Raw genomic sequence first — 17,075 nt, 5'->3', positions numbered from 1 at the left:
ATTATTATTAGAAATGATTTATAAAAAATAAAAAACTGAGTTAGATATTGTATCTAACTCAGTTTTGAATATTTGATTATTTAGTCTGTTTTTTTTGCTTAATCATTTTTGAAATGATTCATTTGACGTTTGGCTTCTGCACGAATTAGATTTAATTCTATTTCAGATTCTTTCTTAATTTTTTCAAGACTTTCTTCCATCGATTGTTTCAAGGCATCAATATCTTTTTTGAGTTCTAATGATTTTCTCTTGTTAAAACGTTCTAGATAATAACCTGCAGCAGCGATGACAACCGAAACAATAATTCCCATCACAACCAATAAATAATTCAAAGTTCGATGAAATTCCTCCATTCCTTCTTTATGAAAATTGATAATATCAGCGACATTTTGTTTGCTTAATTCTAAATTATCTTCTTTCAAATCAAGTTCTCTTAGCTTAGAATCAATTTTATTTTCATACAATTCTATCTTAGCATCTATAACCTCACTTTTCGAAATAGTTTGTTGTCCGTAATTATTTATTGATAGTAGTAAAATAAAAATTATAAAAGTAAACTTCATCTTAATCGCATTAATTTTAAACAATGTACTAATATAGTAAAATATAACGATTGTTTCTTTCTGATTAATTCTTCCAAACTAAATTTCCTTTGTGCGCTAAAGCTAAAACAGGCGACATTCTTGCAACCGCTTCAGCAGAGCAACTTGCATCAATCAAAACGATATCAGCATTATCACCAGTTTTTGGCCATTGTTGACTTCCTTTGTTGTCTAATGGCGTAATGTTTTTTGTTGCAAAACCTAAATTTCTCGATAAATCATATTCAGTTTCTAAACCATATAATTCTGAAATCAAATTTGCTTTTTGCAACATATTTCCCGTTCCAAACGTGCTCCAGTAATCTTGTACATTATCATTTCCTATTAAAACTTCAACACCATTTTTTACCAAAGTAGGAATTGGCATGGCGACTTTATTGCGGAAAGGAACAGAAGAAACAATTCCAACTTTTGCTTCGGCTAATTTTTCTGCAATTTCTTGTTCCTCATTTTTTGATAAATGTGCTAAAGCAAAGGCGTGACTTACATATGATTTTCCTTTTAATTGAGGATTTTTTATCGTTAATTCAGCTAAATATTCAATTGTACGCATTCCTTCTTTTCCTGTGTCATGCAAATGAATATCGATTCCTTTATTATGATCCAAAGCCAATTGAACCGTAAAATCAATTGCTTTTTCGATGTTTTTATCAATACTGAAAGGATCTAATCCACCAACAAAAGCAACGCTTTTTAATTGCGCAGCTTCTTTCATCAACGAAGCAGAATCGGTATAGTATAAACCGTGTTGAGGAAAAGCAACCAATTCGGCACTGAATGTTTCCTTTTTATTTTCTAAGGCTTTTTCTAAATTTTCTAAAGACTTCAACCCAGAAGTTGTGTCAACATTGAAATGTGTACGCGCATAAGTAGTTCCGTAATGTTGTAATAAATTGATTAATTGCTCGCCACGCTCAACTGAAGTTTTTAACAATTCTGGAATAATTTCTTGCTCATACGCAATCATATCCGCAACTGTTCTTCGTTTTGGCGAAAGCGCTTGCCAAGGTAAGCCATACAATGTTTTATCCAAATGAACGTGCATATCTTTGAAAGAAGGCAACATTAACAATCTTTTTGCATCAATTGCATCTGTTAATTGAGGATTTTTAGCACTTATTTTTGCTATTTTACCATCTTTTATTTCAATCGAAAATAAATCGGTTTTTGTTCCGATAATTCCAGATTCATCCTCAATAAAACCTGTTTCTAATCGTACATTTTTTAAGGTATAATTTCCTTTTGCGATTGTTTTATAATTTGTTTGCATGATGATTTATGATTTAATAATGGCTACAATTTCTTTATAACCTCTTTGTTGTGCATGTTGCAAAGGCGTTACTCCATCAGAATCTGGAATATCCATTTTTGCACCTGCATCTTTTAATATCTGAACAATTTGTTGATATTTTTTGCTTCCGTCACCCAAAACAATGGCTTCCATTAATCCAGTCCAACCCAAACGATTCACATGATCTACAGGATAATTTTTGGTATTGGCTAATAATCGTACCGTTTCTACATGTCCGCGCTCACAAGCAGGAATTAAAGCAGAACCATTGTAACGATTAAATACATCAAAACGAGCGCCATGATCTAAAAATAATTTCACTAATTCTGTTTGTCCACTTGCGCCTGCATATAAAAATGCACTATCTTGATTATCGGCTTGCTGATTAACATCTGCGCCATGTTTTACCAATAATTTTGCGATTTCTATATTTGAATTATTAGTTGCAATTAACAATAACGAACGCTTGCTACTATCAATGCTATTGACATCTTCACCACTTTCTAATAAGTTTTTAACAGATTGTAAATTGTTATTTTTAACTGCTTTTACAATATCTTTTTCATTCATAATTTCTGTATTTGAATCTTCTGTTGGAGTTGAATGACATGCTGTAACCGTTGTCATCATAAACATTAAAATTAAAACTGATTTCATAATGATTTATAGTTTGAATGATTTTGAATGACGAAGTTTTGAATTAATAGACAATATTTCCTTTTACAATTAAGGAACGAACAGGTGATATTCTCGAAACCGCTTCTGCAGAACAACTTGCATCAATCAAGATAATATTTGCATCATCGCCTTCTTTTGGCCATTGTTGTACACCTTTATCATTCAATGGAATTGGTCCTGCGGTTGCTAATTTCAACATTCTTGATAAACCAAATTCAGAACTTTGTCCGTATAACTGTGCTGCAAGATTTGCTTTCTGTAAAACACTTCCTGTTCCAAACGTATTCCAATAATCCACAATGCTGTCGTTTCCTGTCATTACGGTTACACCATGTTTTAATAAAGTTGGAATTGGCATAACTAAGCTTCCGAAAGGAATCGTAGAAACAATTCCGATTTGCGCTGCACCCAATTGTTCGGCAATGGCTTCTTGTTTTGATTTATCTAAAGTTGCTAATGCAAAAGAATGACTGACGAATGTTTTTCCTTTTAATTGTGGATTTTCGTTTACTTTTTTGATTAAATAGTCAATGGTATCATGACCAGATTTTCCTGATTCGTGCAAATGAATATCAATTCCTTTGTTATGATCTAACGCTAATTGAATTGTTGCATCCATTGTTTTCTCGATTGCGCCATCAACATTTGTAGGATCTAAACCTCCAATAAAATCGATGTTCATTTTAGCAGCTTCTTTCATATACGGCATCGAATCGGTGTAGAATAAACCATGTTGAGGAAAAGCAACCAATTCAGCTCCAAATGAATCTTTTTTATTCGCCAAAGCAATTTCTAAATTTTTCAATGAATCTAATTTAGAAGTTGGTTCAATGTTCACATGGCTACGCGCAAAACCTGTTCCGTACGATTGTAATAATTCAATCAGTTTTTCTGCTTTGTAGGTAGATTTTTTCAACATTTCAGGCAAAACTTTTTGTTCTAATTCAATCATTCCTTTGATTCCTCCAGAACGACGAACTGAGCGCCATCTATCTGCATATAAGGTTTTATCTAAATGAATGTGCATATCTTTGAAAGATGGTAACATCAACAAACCTTTTGCATCGATAGCTTTTGCATTCGGTTGATTTGGGCTGATTTTTTTGATTTTTCCGTTAGAAATTTCAATTGTAAAAAGATCTGTTTTTGTACCAATGATTTCGTCGTTTTCATATTCGAAACCTGTTTCTAAACGAACATTTTTTAGGATGAAATTTCCTGGCTTTGTTACATTCGTCTTATCTAATTGAAAATCTGGTGCAGCTTGTGAAAATCCTGGTAAAAGTGAAAATCCTGCTAATCCTAAAGCTGAATTTTTAAGAAAATCTTTGCGAGATATATTGTTATTCATTATTGCCTTTATTTGTATTAAACAAAGTACTTGAAATTATGTCCACTAAACTATCATAAAAACTGCTTATGCTTGTAGAATTTATCTTTTTCTTAAATATTATGAGAGTTTTGATTGTATATTTGATTATTATGTAATCCTTTAAAAGTATGAATACATACAAAGACTTTTTAATTATCAATAATTTTAAGGAAATCAAAGAAGAGTTTCAACTAAAAAATAACATTTTAGTATTCAGTAACTTTAATAAAAAATTGCACGAAGAATATATAGAAAATAGAAAAGAAATAGTTGAATCTTATTTCGAGAATTTACAAAAAGATCTATTAAATAATACTATAAAAATAGAGGATTATTATGCATTGTTTTTGCTTGAAGATGGATTTGATGAATCACAATCTACTTTTTTTTCAAATTATTTTTTACAATATATCAAGAGTCTGAATATTGCTATATCAAATAAGTATTATAGTGATGAAATTCTTGATTTTACTTGGAATGTTTTAGATCGAATATTTCATGAATGTTTTCATTGTGAACCGGAGTTTGAAGAAGAATATTTGAATGAACTTATCAAATTAAAAAATCAAATTGAAGAAATAGATAGTCAAGATGAACATTTACTTAAGCAAAAAATTGAGCAATTTATATAAGAGAGTATAATGTTTGAAAATACTATTTTTGATTTCGAAATTCTGATGGAGTAATATTGGTTTGAGCTTTGAAAAAGTTCGAAAAATAGGCATGATCTGTAAAACCTAAGTCAAAAGCGATTTCTTTGATGGATAAATCTCCCGATTTTAAAAGTCGCTTTGCTTCGATAATAATTCGTTGTTGAATAAGTTGTGTAGCTGAAACTTTCAGATGTTTTTTGCATAAAATATTCAGATAATTAGCCGAAATATGTAATTTTTCTGCATAAAAAACAACCGATTTTTCTCCTTTGTAAAATTCATCAATCAACATATTAAATTTCGCTAATCTCGGATTGGATTGATAAACTTTAAATTCTGTAAAAATTTGTTCCGCTTCTTTACTCACAATTGCCGCAATAACCGCTGCACGAGCATTAATCAAATGAACCAATGAATTTTCAGATTTTAATTCTTCTTTTATTGCATTGAATTCATACATCAATTTCGAGAAAGCTTCGTCCGATAATTTTATAACAGGATGATTTTGATAATTGGTAAATGAAAAGCGAAAATAAGGCGCGAATTGTTCGAAAAATGAACGTTCTGTCATCAATTGATAACCAATTGTTCCATCATTTATTTGCCATTTATGCATCTGTCCAGGAAACAAAATATGAATTTCTTTGTCATCGATTGGATAATCTTTCGAATCAATATTATGCGTTCCAGAAGCTTTATCGAAAAGAATAATTACAAAAAAATCGTGCTTGTGAGGTTTATCTATATGTCGTTCGCCATGCAATTCATTAAACAACAATTCGTCGCGACCAGCTAATTGTCCTTTTCGAAAACTTTGTATACTGATAATAGGTACTGAATCTTGGTTTTCTGAATTTTGCATAAAATAAAAATGTGTTCAACAATCAAATGAATTGTTAGAGATATTACTTTTTTTGACTTGTGTAATTTATAAATAAAAATAGAATTAATTGATGAGGTTTGAAAGAATTTTTATTAGAAACTTAAAACTATTATATTTGCATTTGTATGGAAAATTTTGTTGTTTCAGCCAGAAAATATCGCCCGCTAAATTTTGAAGATGTAGTTGGACAAGCGTCTATTACAAATACTTTGGAGCAAGCGATAAAGTCAAATCAATTGCCACAAGCTCTTTTATTTTGTGGACCAAGAGGTGTTGGGAAAACAACATGTGCTCGAATTTTAGCGCGTAAAATCAACGAAGAAAATGGAGTAGAAGGCGATCAAGATTTTGCTTTCAATATTTTTGAGTTGGATGCAGCATCTAATAATTCGGTTGATGATATCAGAAATTTAATCGATCAAGTGCGTATTGTTCCTCAAATTGGGAAATATCGTGTCTACATTATTGATGAGGTTCATATGTTGTCAACAGCGGCTTTCAATGCGTTTTTGAAAACGTTAGAAGAGCCACCAGCGCATGCTATTTTTATTTTGGCAACTACAGAAAAACATAAAATTATTCCTACGATTCTTTCTCGTTGTCAGATTTATGATTTCAAACGAATTGGAGTTGAAGATATCAAAGGACATTTGAAAAATGTTGCTGAAAAAGAACAAGTAACTTTTGAAGATGATGCATTGCATTTGATTGCTCAAAAAGCTGATGGTGCGTTACGCGATTCTTTGTCAATCTTTGATAGAATGGCAACTTTTACGAATAAAAATTTGACGTACTCTGCTGTTGCAGAAAACTTGAATGTATTAGATTACGATTACTATTTCAAGATGACAGATGCGTGTTTGGAAAATGATATTCCGCAAGCGATGTTGCAATTTAATGATATTTTGAACAAAGGTTTTGATGCTCATTTATTTATTTGTGGTTTGGGCGCTCATTTCCGAGATTTATTGATGGCGAAAACAGCTAATACAGTAAGTTTGTTGGAAGTTGGTGAGCGTATAAAAGCAAAATATTTGGAGCACGCGCAAAAATGTTCAGCAACGTTTTTATTTGGCGCAATCGAAATTTGTAATGAAGCAGATTTAAACTACAAATCGAGTAAAAATCCACGTTTAACAGTTGAAATTGCATTGATGCAATTGGCTTCGTTAACGGCAGAAGAAAACGGGCTTAAAAAAAAAAGTATAGGATAGTTCCGCCAACGTTTTATTTTTCTGAACAACAAACTTCTAAAATTGAAGTTCCTCAAGTTCAGCAAAATAATTCTATTCCACAAAATGGACAAACTCTACAGCAGGTAAATACGCAACACGTTAAAACTTCGATTTCGGAAGAAGTCAAAGAATATACGCGTGCCTCAAAACCAATTAGAACAAATGGTAATTCGTCGTTTAGTCTTAAGATGGCTTTGCCTGGAGCAAAAGTTGAAGAACATCAGGAAGAGATTTTACGAAATGATTTGCCTCGAGAAAAGTTTACATTGGATCAAGTAAAAGAAGGCTGGAAAAGATTTTTGGATCGATTAAAAATCGAACATAATATTCCGTCTTATAATGCTTTGATGACAACTGAACTTGGTTTGGAAGGTGATGAAATTATTTTCGAATTTACTTCACATTCATCGGAACAAGAGTTTGAGGAATACCGCGATCGAATCAGAAATAGTTTGAGAGCATTCCTTAAGAATCACTATTTTAGTATTCAGATTAAGTTTTCGGAGAAGGAAGCAACGAATCATATCTTATCAAACAAAGAGAAATTTGAGAAATTATCAGATAAAAACCCGATTTTGTTAAAATTAAAAGAAGAATTTGGGTTAGATTTGTATGATTAATGAAAGTTTCTTATTAAACTTGCAATAAATTTTTATAAATAATGAAAAAAGTTCTTTTAGGGATTTTTGTTGTTGCGTCGTTAGTGTCTTGTAACAAAGGAAAATCTGTAGACAAATTAGAAAGCGAAGATCAAAAAGCTTCTTATGCTTTCGGAACTGGTCTTGGTGAGCAAATCAAAGGTCTTGGAGGACGTTTAGTTGAAACTGATAGTATCAACTACGATCAATTAGAAAAAGGGATCCGTGATTACTTAAAAGCAGGTAAAGAAGGTAGAGAGTCTTACGCTATTGGTCAACAAGTTGGTCAGCAAATTGAGACGGTTATTAATCAACAACAATTAGATCAAATGGACAAGGATATCATTGTTCAAGGGATTATGGATGTTGTACGTCACAAAAAATTGTTGATTACACAAGAAGCGGGAATGGGAATTTTAGATACGTATGCAAAAAATCACCAACAAAACTTGGTTAAGAAAAATGCAGACGAGTCTAAAAAATTAGTAGACGAGAAGAAAAAAGCTTCTGGTGCTAAAACAACTGCTTCTGGATTAGTTTATGTTGTAGAAAAAGAAGGAACAGGTGCTAAACCAAACATTAATAGTATTGTTAAAGTAAAATATACTGGTAAAATTTTAGCTACTGGTAAAACTTTTGATAGTACGGATAAAAACCCTGAAGCTAAAGGAGGTGTAGAATTTCCTTTGAATCAAGTTATTCCAGGATGGTCAGAAGGTTTACAATTAATGTCTAAAGGATCAAAATACAAATTCTATATTCCTGCTAACTTAGGTTACGGTGAAATGGGAGCTCCTGGAGGACAAATTGGACCAAACCAAGCATTAGAGTTCGAAGTAGAATTAGTAGACTTTAAAGAAGGTCAACCAGCTCCACAAGGACAACCAGGTGCGCAAGGGGGACAAGGTTTATCTGAAGAGCAAATCAAAGAATTACAAAAACAATTTGAAGCTCAAGCACAACAAGGTAAATAATCATCGATTAGATATAACAAAAAATTCCACTCAATTGAGTGGAATTTTTTTATGGATTAATTTTTAAATTATTTCAAATATTTAAAAATTTGATTTGCTTCTACAGAACCTTTTTTGATGGTAACAAGATTTTGATCCTTGTCGAATAAATAAAATGTAGGAATAGAAGTTGGTTGAAAAATTGGACCAAATTCGTAATTAGAATCATATAATAATTCTACATTTTTATTATTTACAAAATTAGGTGCGTGCTCTTTTAGGAAAGGGATAGCGTCTTTTGCTTCGTATTCAGAAACCAAAATAATCTGAGTATTTTTTAAATGTTCTTCGTAATTATTGCTAAAATGATTCAAGGCTAATTGGCAGTGAATACATGTTGGCGAATATAAAACGATTAACGTTTGTTTTCCTTTTTTGATATCTTTTGAACTGAAAATTCCTTCGGATTGCATTTTTACAAAAGAAAATTCTGGAATAGATTTTAGCGTATTTTCTGTTTGTGCAAATGTAAAAATCGAACAAAAGAATATCAATAAAGCAGTAATTTTTGTTTTCATGTTTTAAGAAAAATTTTGACGAAAGTTAGTCAATTCTATCCAAAATAAAAACGACAGTTTATAAAACTGTCGTTTTCCTATTAAATAAATGCTAAAAATATGTTTAACTCTGAGAAAATTAGAATTTGAAATTTACTTGTGCAGCCATATTAAATGGATCGATTTGGTTGATGTAACCTCCACGGAAGTAAGAATTGTATCCTAACTGATCTGTAATGTTATTAAAGAATAAACGGAAGTCAAATCTTTTCATAGAATATCCAACTTGCGCATTTAATGTATAATAATCTGGCAATAAGAAAGGTTTGCTTCCTCCGTAGAAATTACCATGAGCATCACGATCTAAACTTTGTTCGTTAGATGGTCTTGAACCTACGTAGTAAACACCAGCAGAAACAGTGAAACCATTCAAGAAATTATTTTCAATAAATTTATATTGAACCCAAGCATTTGCTGTATTGTAAGGCGCATTAGATGGTCTTGAATCTTCTACATATTGAGGAGAATCGTGGTAACCAGCATCTAAGTATGCATATCCTAACATAACTTGTAAGTTTGGTAATGGACGACCAGCAACTTCAAACTCGATACCTTTACGTCTCAAATTACCAGCTTTTTCGTATAAACCAGTTGCTGTTTGATTTTCGTATGTTTCGAATGTTAAGTTATCGTTGTTCATGTTGAAGTAAACTACGTTTGCACGTAAACGGTCGTTGAACCATTGTGTTTTAACACCAACTTCTACTTGATCTGTAACAGAAGGTCCAGCTTTGCTTCCATCAGTCATAATGTTTAAAGCAGAGCGTAAACTTGTGTTTGTTGCATAAGTAATGTAAGCATTTACATTTCTCCAAGGAGAAACAACTAAACCAACAACAGGATCTACAACACCATCGTGGTTATCGATTAAATAGCTATAACGTAAACCTCCAACAAATGTGATTAAATCTTTATAAGAGAAATGATGTTGTGTCATAAATCCGTAAGAATAACCTCTTGATAGATTTGTTTTGTCTTTGTTCCAAGCTAATTTAGCTTCTTGCTCAGGAGTTAAGTTGATCGAATGGTTAATATCTTTGAAAACATCAATTTGATCAATAGTTCCGATACCATCTGCAGTTCTTGTTTCTAAACGGTTGATTGTATAATCATATCCAGCTTGCCAATTCCATTTGAAATCACCAAATCTCATATCTTTACCAATCAAGTCAATTTGTAAAGTCGAGTTTCTATCATCTCTAAAAGAACGACCTAATCCACGATTACGAATGTTATATTCTGTACTTCCTTTTGGTAAAGCTAACGTTGCTCCTAATTGGTCACTGTTGTAGAAGTTACTAAAGTAAGCAACTCTAGCACTAATATTATTTGTTAACTGTCTTGTAATACGAGCAGCGTAAGAATAGTTTTTGATTTCGGTATTATCGATATCATATCCCATAAATTTATCACCGATATCGTATAAAGCTTCAGTAAAATTATCTCCTAAATTGATAGTTCCACGATCTGGCGTTTTATCTCCTTTGTAATAATCAAACTCAGCAACAAATTCAGTTTTATCATCAATTTTCCAAGCCATAGATGGATTTACATAGAAAGAATTACTGTTAATAACATCTCTATAACTATCTCCATTGTTATATGAACCTGTTAAACGGAAAGCTAAATTTTTATCTTCTGTAACTGTTCGTTGAATATCATATGTAGAACGGAAAGTATTCCAGCTTCCATATTGTGCAGAAATATGTCCTTGGTTAATATAACGTGGCGTTTTTGTTGTAACGTTAATTACACCACCAGCAGAACCTAATCCATTTCCAATTCCTTGTGTAACCGCAGCAGAACCACGAATAACTTGAATAGATTCTACACCAGCCATATCAATAACAGCAGATCCTGTACGGAAATCAGAGTCCATACGAACACCATTTTTTAAGACAGGAACTCCTCTATATCCACGAATAGACATCGATTCGCGAATACCCCCATAATTTCCAAATAACGTAACACCTGGTACATTACGAGTTGCATCCGTGATTGTTTGTGCACCTTGTTCTTCAATTAACTTTTCAGAAATAATTGAAATAGATTGAACTTGATCTTGAGGATTTGCAGGAAAACGTGTAATTGTTTCTAAACCTCTTTGATTCTTGTTACGATCTCCAAAAATTTCAACTTCTTGTAGATTGCTAATTGAATCTTTTTTTTCTTTCGTTGTTTCTTGTGCGAACGCAGTAGAAAAACTTAGTATAGTAAGTGTAGCTAGTAAAAGTTTATTCCTTTTCATATGTTATGTATATTTATTCTAAATAAAATTAATGCTGCAAATTTAATTAGACTTAGTATAAATAAAAAAAAGAAATCGACTGATAGATATCATCTATCAGTCGATTTTGTTAAATATTTTAAGAAAATGGATGTTTACTCGAAAAAAGAGAAGTGTACGTTTCCGTATTTTTTGTGCTGTACAAAGTTTGGATGCTCTTCAAAAGAAATGCTTGAAGGATGTTCTAAAACAAAATTTCCACCTTCTTCTAACCATTGATTATCGATAACCAAATTTGGGATTTTTTTGTAAGTTTCTACATCCAAATCGTAAGGAGGATCAGCAAAAATAATATCAAACTTTTTGATTGATTGCTTGTCCAAATATTTCATGACATCACTTTTTACAGTAGAAATAATATCATCTAATTTTAATTGTTTCGCTGTTTCGTCCAAAAATTTTACACAACCGTAGAAATTATCAACCGAAGTTACTTTTTTTGCTCCACGTGAAGCAAATTCTAATGAAATACTTCCAATTCCAGAGAATAAATCTAAAACGGTAATTTCGTCGAAATACCATTCGTTGTTTAAGATATTAAATAAAGCTTCTTTCGCGAAGTCTGTTGTTGGGCGCACCGGCAAGTTGGTTGGTGCTGTGATTCTTTTTCCTTTTAATGTTCCTGAAATGATTCGCATTCGAATAATTTATATAATGTAAAATATTGCCCAAGTTGTTTGTCTGCTTCGTTAAACGAAATATGACGCACATATTTTTGTAAAGTTTCGTAAAAATCTGGCGAATTTAAGATATCACCAAAAGCATACAATGAAACGGTATTTGGACTAATATTTAATTGATTTAATGTATACAAAATGTAAAACAAAAAGTCTTCTTTCGTTTTTGTTTCAAATAGATTATAAAAAATAAATTCTCCATTGCTCAACACGCAAACTTCTAATTTTTGATGCATTAAATTGATATAAATTTCATCGTTTTTAGAATTAATCATTCCATAATCTACCAAGAATTTGCCCGAATGATACAAACGCGCATTTTGCAAATTCGGTAATGAAAGCAAAATATCTTTTAGTGGATAATGAATATTGTAGATAATTGATGCATCTACATTTTCCAAAGGACAATCGATCGCTAATTTTACAGGACTATAGTTAGAAAGTGATAACAATTCCTCAAAAGGTTTGTGCGCAAAGTGATTTGGAACAACATTTACAGTTGTCGACAAAAAACAAATATGCACATAATCATATTCTTGTAGCAAAGTCAAATTAGAACGCAATTCATGTTCAATCTCAATTTCCGTTTTGTTAAGATTTGTAAAATCTACCGAATAGTCATACACATCCGAGTACGAAGTCGTTTCTCCGTCGGTTGTTTTGGTAATATAACTAAGCATATCGTGAGATAGTAAAATCGCTAACGAATGTTGAGTTGTTTTTGACATAAATTTTTCTTTATCCTTGAATTTTTAACTCGTTGATTAAGATATATATTAATCCTAATGAAATCAAAAATAACAAAATTTTGAAAGCAATCTTCATACAGAAAATTTATTTTAGCAAAGATACTATAATTATTTTGTTGATTAAAGAAGCATTTCAGCCGAATCTATTTTAAATTTACAGAAATTTGAAATTAAAAATTGTGAAAAAAATAGCCGTAATTCCAGCTCGTTATGCAGCAACACGTTTTCCAGGTAAATTGATGCAACAATTGGGCGATAAAACTGTGATAAGAATGACGTACGAAAATGTTGTCGCTACTAATTTGTTTGACGATGTTTTTGTGGTGACAGATTCTGATTTAATTTTTGATGAAATTGTTTCGCACAACGGAAAAGCAATCATGAGTATCAAAGATCACGAAACAGGAAGTGATAGAATTGCTGAAGCTATACAAGATATAGAATGTGATATTATCTTGAATGTGCAAGGCGATGAACCATTTGTGAACGAAAAAGCTTTGGCAGATATTTTATCCTCTTTTGATGGAGAATTGGGAAAAACTGTAGATGTGGTGACTTTAAAAGAATCCATTACAAAGGAAGAAGATATTAACAATCCTAATTTTGTAAAAGTGGTCACTGATATTAACGATTTTGCACTTTATTTTTCGCGTTCAGCAATTCCATTTGCACGTGAAACTAATTTTACACCAAATTATTTTCGTCATTTAGGGATTTATGCGTTTAGAAAAGAAGCTTTGTTGAAGTTTTCAACACTTGAAATGCGTCAAAATGAGCGTGCAGAAAAATTAGAACAATTGCGTTATTTGGAATACGGAATGAAGATTAAAGTGATTGAAACCGAATCGATAGGAGTAGGAATTGATACACCAGAAGATTTAGAGCGTGCAAAAAAGTACTTATCCACTATTGTTAAAAAATAATCTTTAAACTTTTTATGATTTATATTTGCCCTAAAATCAGCTATACTTGACGTGGAAATGAAATAATTAAGTTAATTAATACTTAAAAAATTATTTCGGTATGAATGTTGTTGTAAAATGGAGTAAATAAGTAAAATAGTGATTATGAGTGATTCATGGAAAGAATACGAAGCAGAAGGATTAATTGAAAAAAGATCCTTTTTAGTTTCAAAAGATGGTCTTGTGAAAAAATTATACACAGGACAAGATAAATACAAAATCTTAGAAGGAGCGATTAACAATGGTTATCGTGCGATTTGGGTAACAAAAGCAGACGGAAAACGTACAGCTAAATATGTACATAAAATGGTTGCCGAAACTTTTTTACCAAATAAAGACAATAAAGAATATGTAGTGCATTTGGATCATAACAAATTAAACAACGCAATGGATAATTTGAAATGGGCAACATTGGACGAATGGAAAGAGCACAACAAGGATTTATTTAGAATGATGAAAGGACGTTCTCGTTTAGACAGTATTCCAAATAGTAAGTTGACAGAAGCACAAGTTATTCGTCTGAAAAAGAAATTAATTGATCCAAATAGAAAAACAAAAATTTCTACACTAGCAAAACAATTTAATATTTCTCAAGGTCAGGTTTACCGTATTTTAAGAGGTGAAAATTGGGCTCATATAGAAGTTAAAAAAGACTAAAAGACAATATTTCTTTACAGAACTTTAAATTAGTTTTTATATCTTGTTCGACAGATTGTTAAAAATTAAAAAAGTTCTTATGTCGAAATTGACGTTTAGCGCGCTTATGATTTCATTATTTTCTGTGACTACATTTGCACAAAATGCAGAGAAAATAATCGAAACTCATATTCAAAAAACAGGAGGAGAAGCAGCTTGGAATAATTTGAACAGTATTATCCTAAAAGGAGAAGCCATTATAAATGTTGGAGATTCTTATCCAATGATTGTTTATCATCAACGCCCTTACAACAAAAAAGTAGTGTTTGTGATGAATGGAAAAGAAATCTTGAACGAAGGATATGATGGTAGAATGGGATGGACATACAGTGAAGTTGCTAAGAAAAATGTAGCTGTAAAAGATTATAAACCAGACTCTTTTGATTCGGATATTTTGAAATATAAACAAAAAGGATTTAAAGTAAAATACTTAGGTGTAGATAAATACGATCAAAATAATAGCTGTTACAAAATAGAATTAACAAAAAATACAAATTCTACAATATATTGTTTTGATAAAAATTCGTACGAAATTGTAATGGAAAAAAATAAAGACGAAACACTTTATTACTCTAATTTCAAGACGTATAACGGATTATCTTTTGCCACAAAAGTGGTAGGAAAACCAGTTGATGGAGGAGAATATGTGATTAAATTTAATGACATAAAAATCAACCCAGCAATAGATAAGAAAAATTTTAAATTCTAAATATATAAAAAGTGGTTCATCAAGAATCACTTTTTTATTTCTGTTGATTTATACTGCTTAGGTAATATAAGTTTTTTACTTTTGTACTCTGAATGAAGAAATTAAAATATGGCTTTAGACTCTATATTTGATCAAAATAAAAAATACGAGAAGAGCTTTTTTCTAAGATTATTAGAGAAAGCAAGAAAAGATTATCCAGATTCAATTTCTTTTATAGATGATCTAATTTCTAAACTTCAAAATAACTCTACATATCGATTAATTTTTCGCGAAGAACTTCAAAATACATTCGGGAAAATCAATTTCGTTAGCTATTTAGTAGATAGTGGAATTCATCTGGAAGATAATTTATTATCCATTTTTCGAAAGAAAATAATGGATTCTCTTTTACCAGATATCGAAGATAATAATGAATTAACTTCTGTGGTAAATGAGATTTTTTATAATTCGAAAAACTTATCAGCAATCCGAATTATTCCAAGAGATCGTTGGCGAAAATTTTTCGAAGTATTGTATCAAGATATCGAACCAGATAATTTTAAAGGAAACGTTAACAATATTCAGAATCAGCTTTTACAAGCAATTTCTATTTTGACGGTTCGTATTACTGGAGGATTTTCGGATAAAGAAATGATGCGTTACAGTAACGAGGTTAATTATCTTGATAATCCATTCTCTAAACTTTCGATGCAGATTAGTAACATTATCGAAAATCCACAAGCTGGCTTTGATATGTTAGAAATCAAAGAAAGTATTTCGAAATGTAAACATTTGTTAAATGATATTTTAACACAAAAAGATTACAAAGGAATTTCATTGAAAGTTGCATCAAAAATCAATCGTTTGCAACAACAATTAGTTCGTTTGCAAACAATTTTAAATAGTTATAATGAACTAAGATTACACGGAATAATTTCTTTCTATAGTCTTGCAACAAAGAAATGGGTTGAATTTTATGCACCAAAGAATTTTATGAGTAATCAGTTAGGTTCTACGGTTTATTTAATCACTTTCTTAGTTACTTATCATAATGGTAAGACAGGAGAAAAATATATTACGCAGACAGCCAAAGAGTATAACAAGATGTTTTGGACAGCTTGTGGAGGTGGTTTTATTGTTTCTTTTTTGTGTTTTATCAAAACCGGAATTGGAAATATACATGATACATCGCCATTGTTTAAAGCATTTTTCTTTAGTATTAATTACGCTGTTGGTTTCTGTACGATTTATTTGACACATATGACGCTTGCTACAAAACAGCCTTCTATGACAGCAGCTCGTTTAGCTCGTTCGCTTGTGCCGACTTCTGGTTCTGAACTGAATGTGAAAGATTTTACAACTTTATTTGCGCAATTAGTAAGAAGCCAAATGATTGCTTTTTTAGGAAATGTTGTTGCTGGTTTTGTTGTTTCATTAGGAATATTTTATTTATTGAACGAAATCTTAGGATTAGAAGTTTTAAAATATTCTAAAGCTTATCATTATTGGGAAGAAGTGGTAACAATGGATTGGCATATTTTTTACTTTGGAGCAATTGCTGGAGTCTTCTTATTCCTTTCAGGATTAATTTCGGGAATAACAATTAATAATCAACGTTTTCATAATATTCCAGAACGTATTTATAATCATCCAATTTTGAAAAAATCATTTTCAGAACGTAGAAGAAGAAGAATTTCGAATTGGTTTGAGAAAAATATGGGTGGAGTTGTAGGTAATGTTGCATTCGGTTTTATGATGGGATGTGCTTTTTTGATTGGTGATTTTACTGGTCAACCTTTCGATATTCGACACATTACTTTCGTTTCAGGAAACTTCGCGATTGGTATTGGAGGAATGGGTTATCATTTTGATATTGGACCAATGATTATTGGTTTTATTGCAATTTTTATGGTAGGTTGGAGCAACTTCTTAGTTAGTTTTATCTTATCATTATTAATGGCAATGCGATCTAATAATATTCCTTTTTATAAGATTTTTACGATGATTTCGCATACATTAAAAGCATTTTTCCGAAATCCATTACCATTTTTTATTCCGCCTTTATGGACAAAAAACAAAGAAGAAGCTTAGTTA

The 17,075-nt window shown here is 31.2% G+C and carries 17 protein-coding genes; 8 read left to right on the top strand and 9 right to left on the bottom strand.

Annotated features, from left to right (window positions below; genetic code table 11):
• Positions 1-98 precede the first annotated feature (98 nt).
• From B4H69_RS02630 to B4H69_RS02615, 4 genes are all read right to left on the bottom strand, one after another.
• Positions 99-563 (bottom strand): hypothetical protein, encoded by a 465-nt coding sequence (locus tag B4H69_RS02630; protein ID WP_115001833.1) that lies wholly within the window; start codon positions 561-563, stop codon positions 99-101.
• Between the two features lie 64 nt (positions 564-627).
• Entirely contained in the window at positions 628-1,872 is a 1,245-nt protein-coding gene (locus B4H69_RS02625; RefSeq protein WP_115001831.1) for an amidohydrolase, read from the bottom strand.
• 6 nt (positions 1,873-1,878) lie between these two features.
• The gene (locus tag B4H69_RS02620; RefSeq protein WP_038332680.1) at positions 1,879-2,550 is read right to left on the bottom strand and encodes an ankyrin repeat domain-containing protein; all 672 of its coding nucleotides are present in this window, start codon (positions 2,548-2,550) and stop codon (positions 1,879-1,881) included.
• A 43-nt stretch (positions 2,551-2,593) separates the two neighbouring features.
• On the bottom strand, positions 2,594-3,922 hold the full coding sequence (locus B4H69_RS02615) for an amidohydrolase (protein ID WP_038332683.1): 1,329 nt from the start codon (positions 3,920-3,922) through the stop codon (positions 2,594-2,596).
• Positions 3,923-4,071: 149 nt separating this feature from the next.
• On the opposite strand from B4H69_RS02615, the gene B4H69_RS02610 reads away from it, so the two are divergent.
• Positions 4,072-4,575 (top strand): hypothetical protein, encoded by a 504-nt coding sequence (locus B4H69_RS02610; protein WP_180905196.1) that lies wholly within the window; start codon positions 4,072-4,074, stop codon positions 4,573-4,575.
• A 22-nt stretch (positions 4,576-4,597) separates the two neighbouring features.
• Here the strand turns inward: B4H69_RS02610 and B4H69_RS02605 are convergent, their stop codons facing one another.
• Positions 4,598-5,458 (bottom strand): helix-turn-helix domain-containing protein, encoded by an 861-nt coding sequence (locus B4H69_RS02605; protein ID WP_180905195.1) that lies wholly within the window; start codon positions 5,456-5,458, stop codon positions 4,598-4,600.
• A gap of 146 nt (positions 5,459-5,604) precedes the next feature.
• Between B4H69_RS02605 and dnaX the strand changes: the two genes are divergently transcribed.
• From dnaX to B4H69_RS02590, 3 genes are all read left to right on the top strand, one after another.
• Positions 5,605-6,693, top strand: a complete 1,089-nt coding sequence (dnaX, locus tag B4H69_RS02600) for a DNA polymerase III subunit gamma/tau (RefSeq protein WP_180905194.1) — start codon at positions 5,605-5,607, stop codon at positions 6,691-6,693.
• A 209-nt stretch (positions 6,694-6,902) separates the two neighbouring features.
• A complete protein-coding gene (locus tag B4H69_RS02595; RefSeq protein WP_115001825.1) occupies positions 6,903-7,334 on the top strand; it encodes a hypothetical protein in 432 nt (143 codons plus the stop codon).
• A 41-nt stretch (positions 7,335-7,375) separates the two neighbouring features.
• A complete protein-coding gene (locus tag B4H69_RS02590) occupies positions 7,376-8,326 on the top strand; it encodes an FKBP-type peptidyl-prolyl cis-trans isomerase (protein ID WP_038332691.1) in 951 nt (316 codons plus the stop codon).
• Between the two features lie 68 nt (positions 8,327-8,394).
• On the opposite strand, the gene B4H69_RS02585 is transcribed toward B4H69_RS02590, so the two are convergent.
• The 4 genes from B4H69_RS02585 to B4H69_RS02570 all read right to left on the bottom strand — a co-directional run bounded on the left by B4H69_RS02585 (position 8,395) and on the right by B4H69_RS02570 (position 12,614).
• Complete coding sequence (locus B4H69_RS02585; protein WP_180905193.1) at positions 8,395-8,883, bottom strand: TlpA family protein disulfide reductase; 489 nt, start codon at positions 8,881-8,883, stop codon at positions 8,395-8,397.
• Positions 8,884-9,001: 118 nt separating this feature from the next.
• Entirely contained in the window at positions 9,002-11,170 is a 2,169-nt protein-coding gene (locus B4H69_RS02580; protein WP_125349772.1) for a TonB-dependent siderophore receptor, read from the bottom strand.
• A 134-nt stretch (positions 11,171-11,304) separates the two neighbouring features.
• A complete protein-coding gene (rsmD, locus tag B4H69_RS02575) occupies positions 11,305-11,847 on the bottom strand; it encodes a 16S rRNA (guanine(966)-N(2))-methyltransferase RsmD (RefSeq protein ID WP_180905192.1) in 543 nt (180 codons plus the stop codon).
• The gene (locus tag B4H69_RS02570; RefSeq protein ID WP_180905191.1) at positions 11,823-12,614 is read right to left on the bottom strand and encodes a DUF3822 family protein; all 792 of its coding nucleotides are present in this window, start codon (positions 12,612-12,614) and stop codon (positions 11,823-11,825) included. Before B4H69_RS02570 ends, rsmD begins: the two co-directional genes overlap by 25 nt.
• Positions 12,615-12,814: 200 nt before the next feature.
• On the opposite strand from B4H69_RS02570, the gene kdsB reads away from it, so the two are divergent.
• The 4 genes from kdsB to B4H69_RS02550 all read left to right on the top strand — a co-directional run bounded on the left by kdsB (position 12,815) and on the right by B4H69_RS02550 (position 17,072).
• Positions 12,815-13,558, top strand: coding sequence for a 3-deoxy-manno-octulosonate cytidylyltransferase (kdsB, locus tag B4H69_RS02565; RefSeq protein ID WP_180905190.1), 744 nt, complete (start codon positions 12,815-12,817; stop codon positions 13,556-13,558).
• A gap of 144 nt (positions 13,559-13,702) precedes the next feature.
• On the top strand, positions 13,703-14,254 hold the full coding sequence (locus B4H69_RS02560; RefSeq protein ID WP_038332702.1) for an HNH endonuclease: 552 nt from the start codon (positions 13,703-13,705) through the stop codon (positions 14,252-14,254).
• A 79-nt stretch (positions 14,255-14,333) separates the two neighbouring features.
• The gene (locus B4H69_RS02555; RefSeq protein ID WP_221627915.1) at positions 14,334-15,002 is read left to right on the top strand and encodes a LolA family protein; all 669 of its coding nucleotides are present in this window, start codon (positions 14,334-14,336) and stop codon (positions 15,000-15,002) included.
• Between the two features lie 108 nt (positions 15,003-15,110).
• A complete protein-coding gene (locus tag B4H69_RS02550; protein ID WP_180905189.1) occupies positions 15,111-17,072 on the top strand; it encodes a site-specific recombinase Gcr in 1,962 nt (653 codons plus the stop codon).
• The last annotated feature ends 3 nt before the right edge of the window (positions 17,073-17,075 follow it).

This window comes from Empedobacter sp. UBA6745, assembly GCF_002453775.1.
Classification (GTDB): Bacteria; Bacteroidota; Bacteroidia; order Flavobacteriales; family Weeksellaceae; genus Empedobacter; species Empedobacter falsenii_C.
This window is presented reverse-complemented; position numbering and strand designations above follow the sequence as displayed.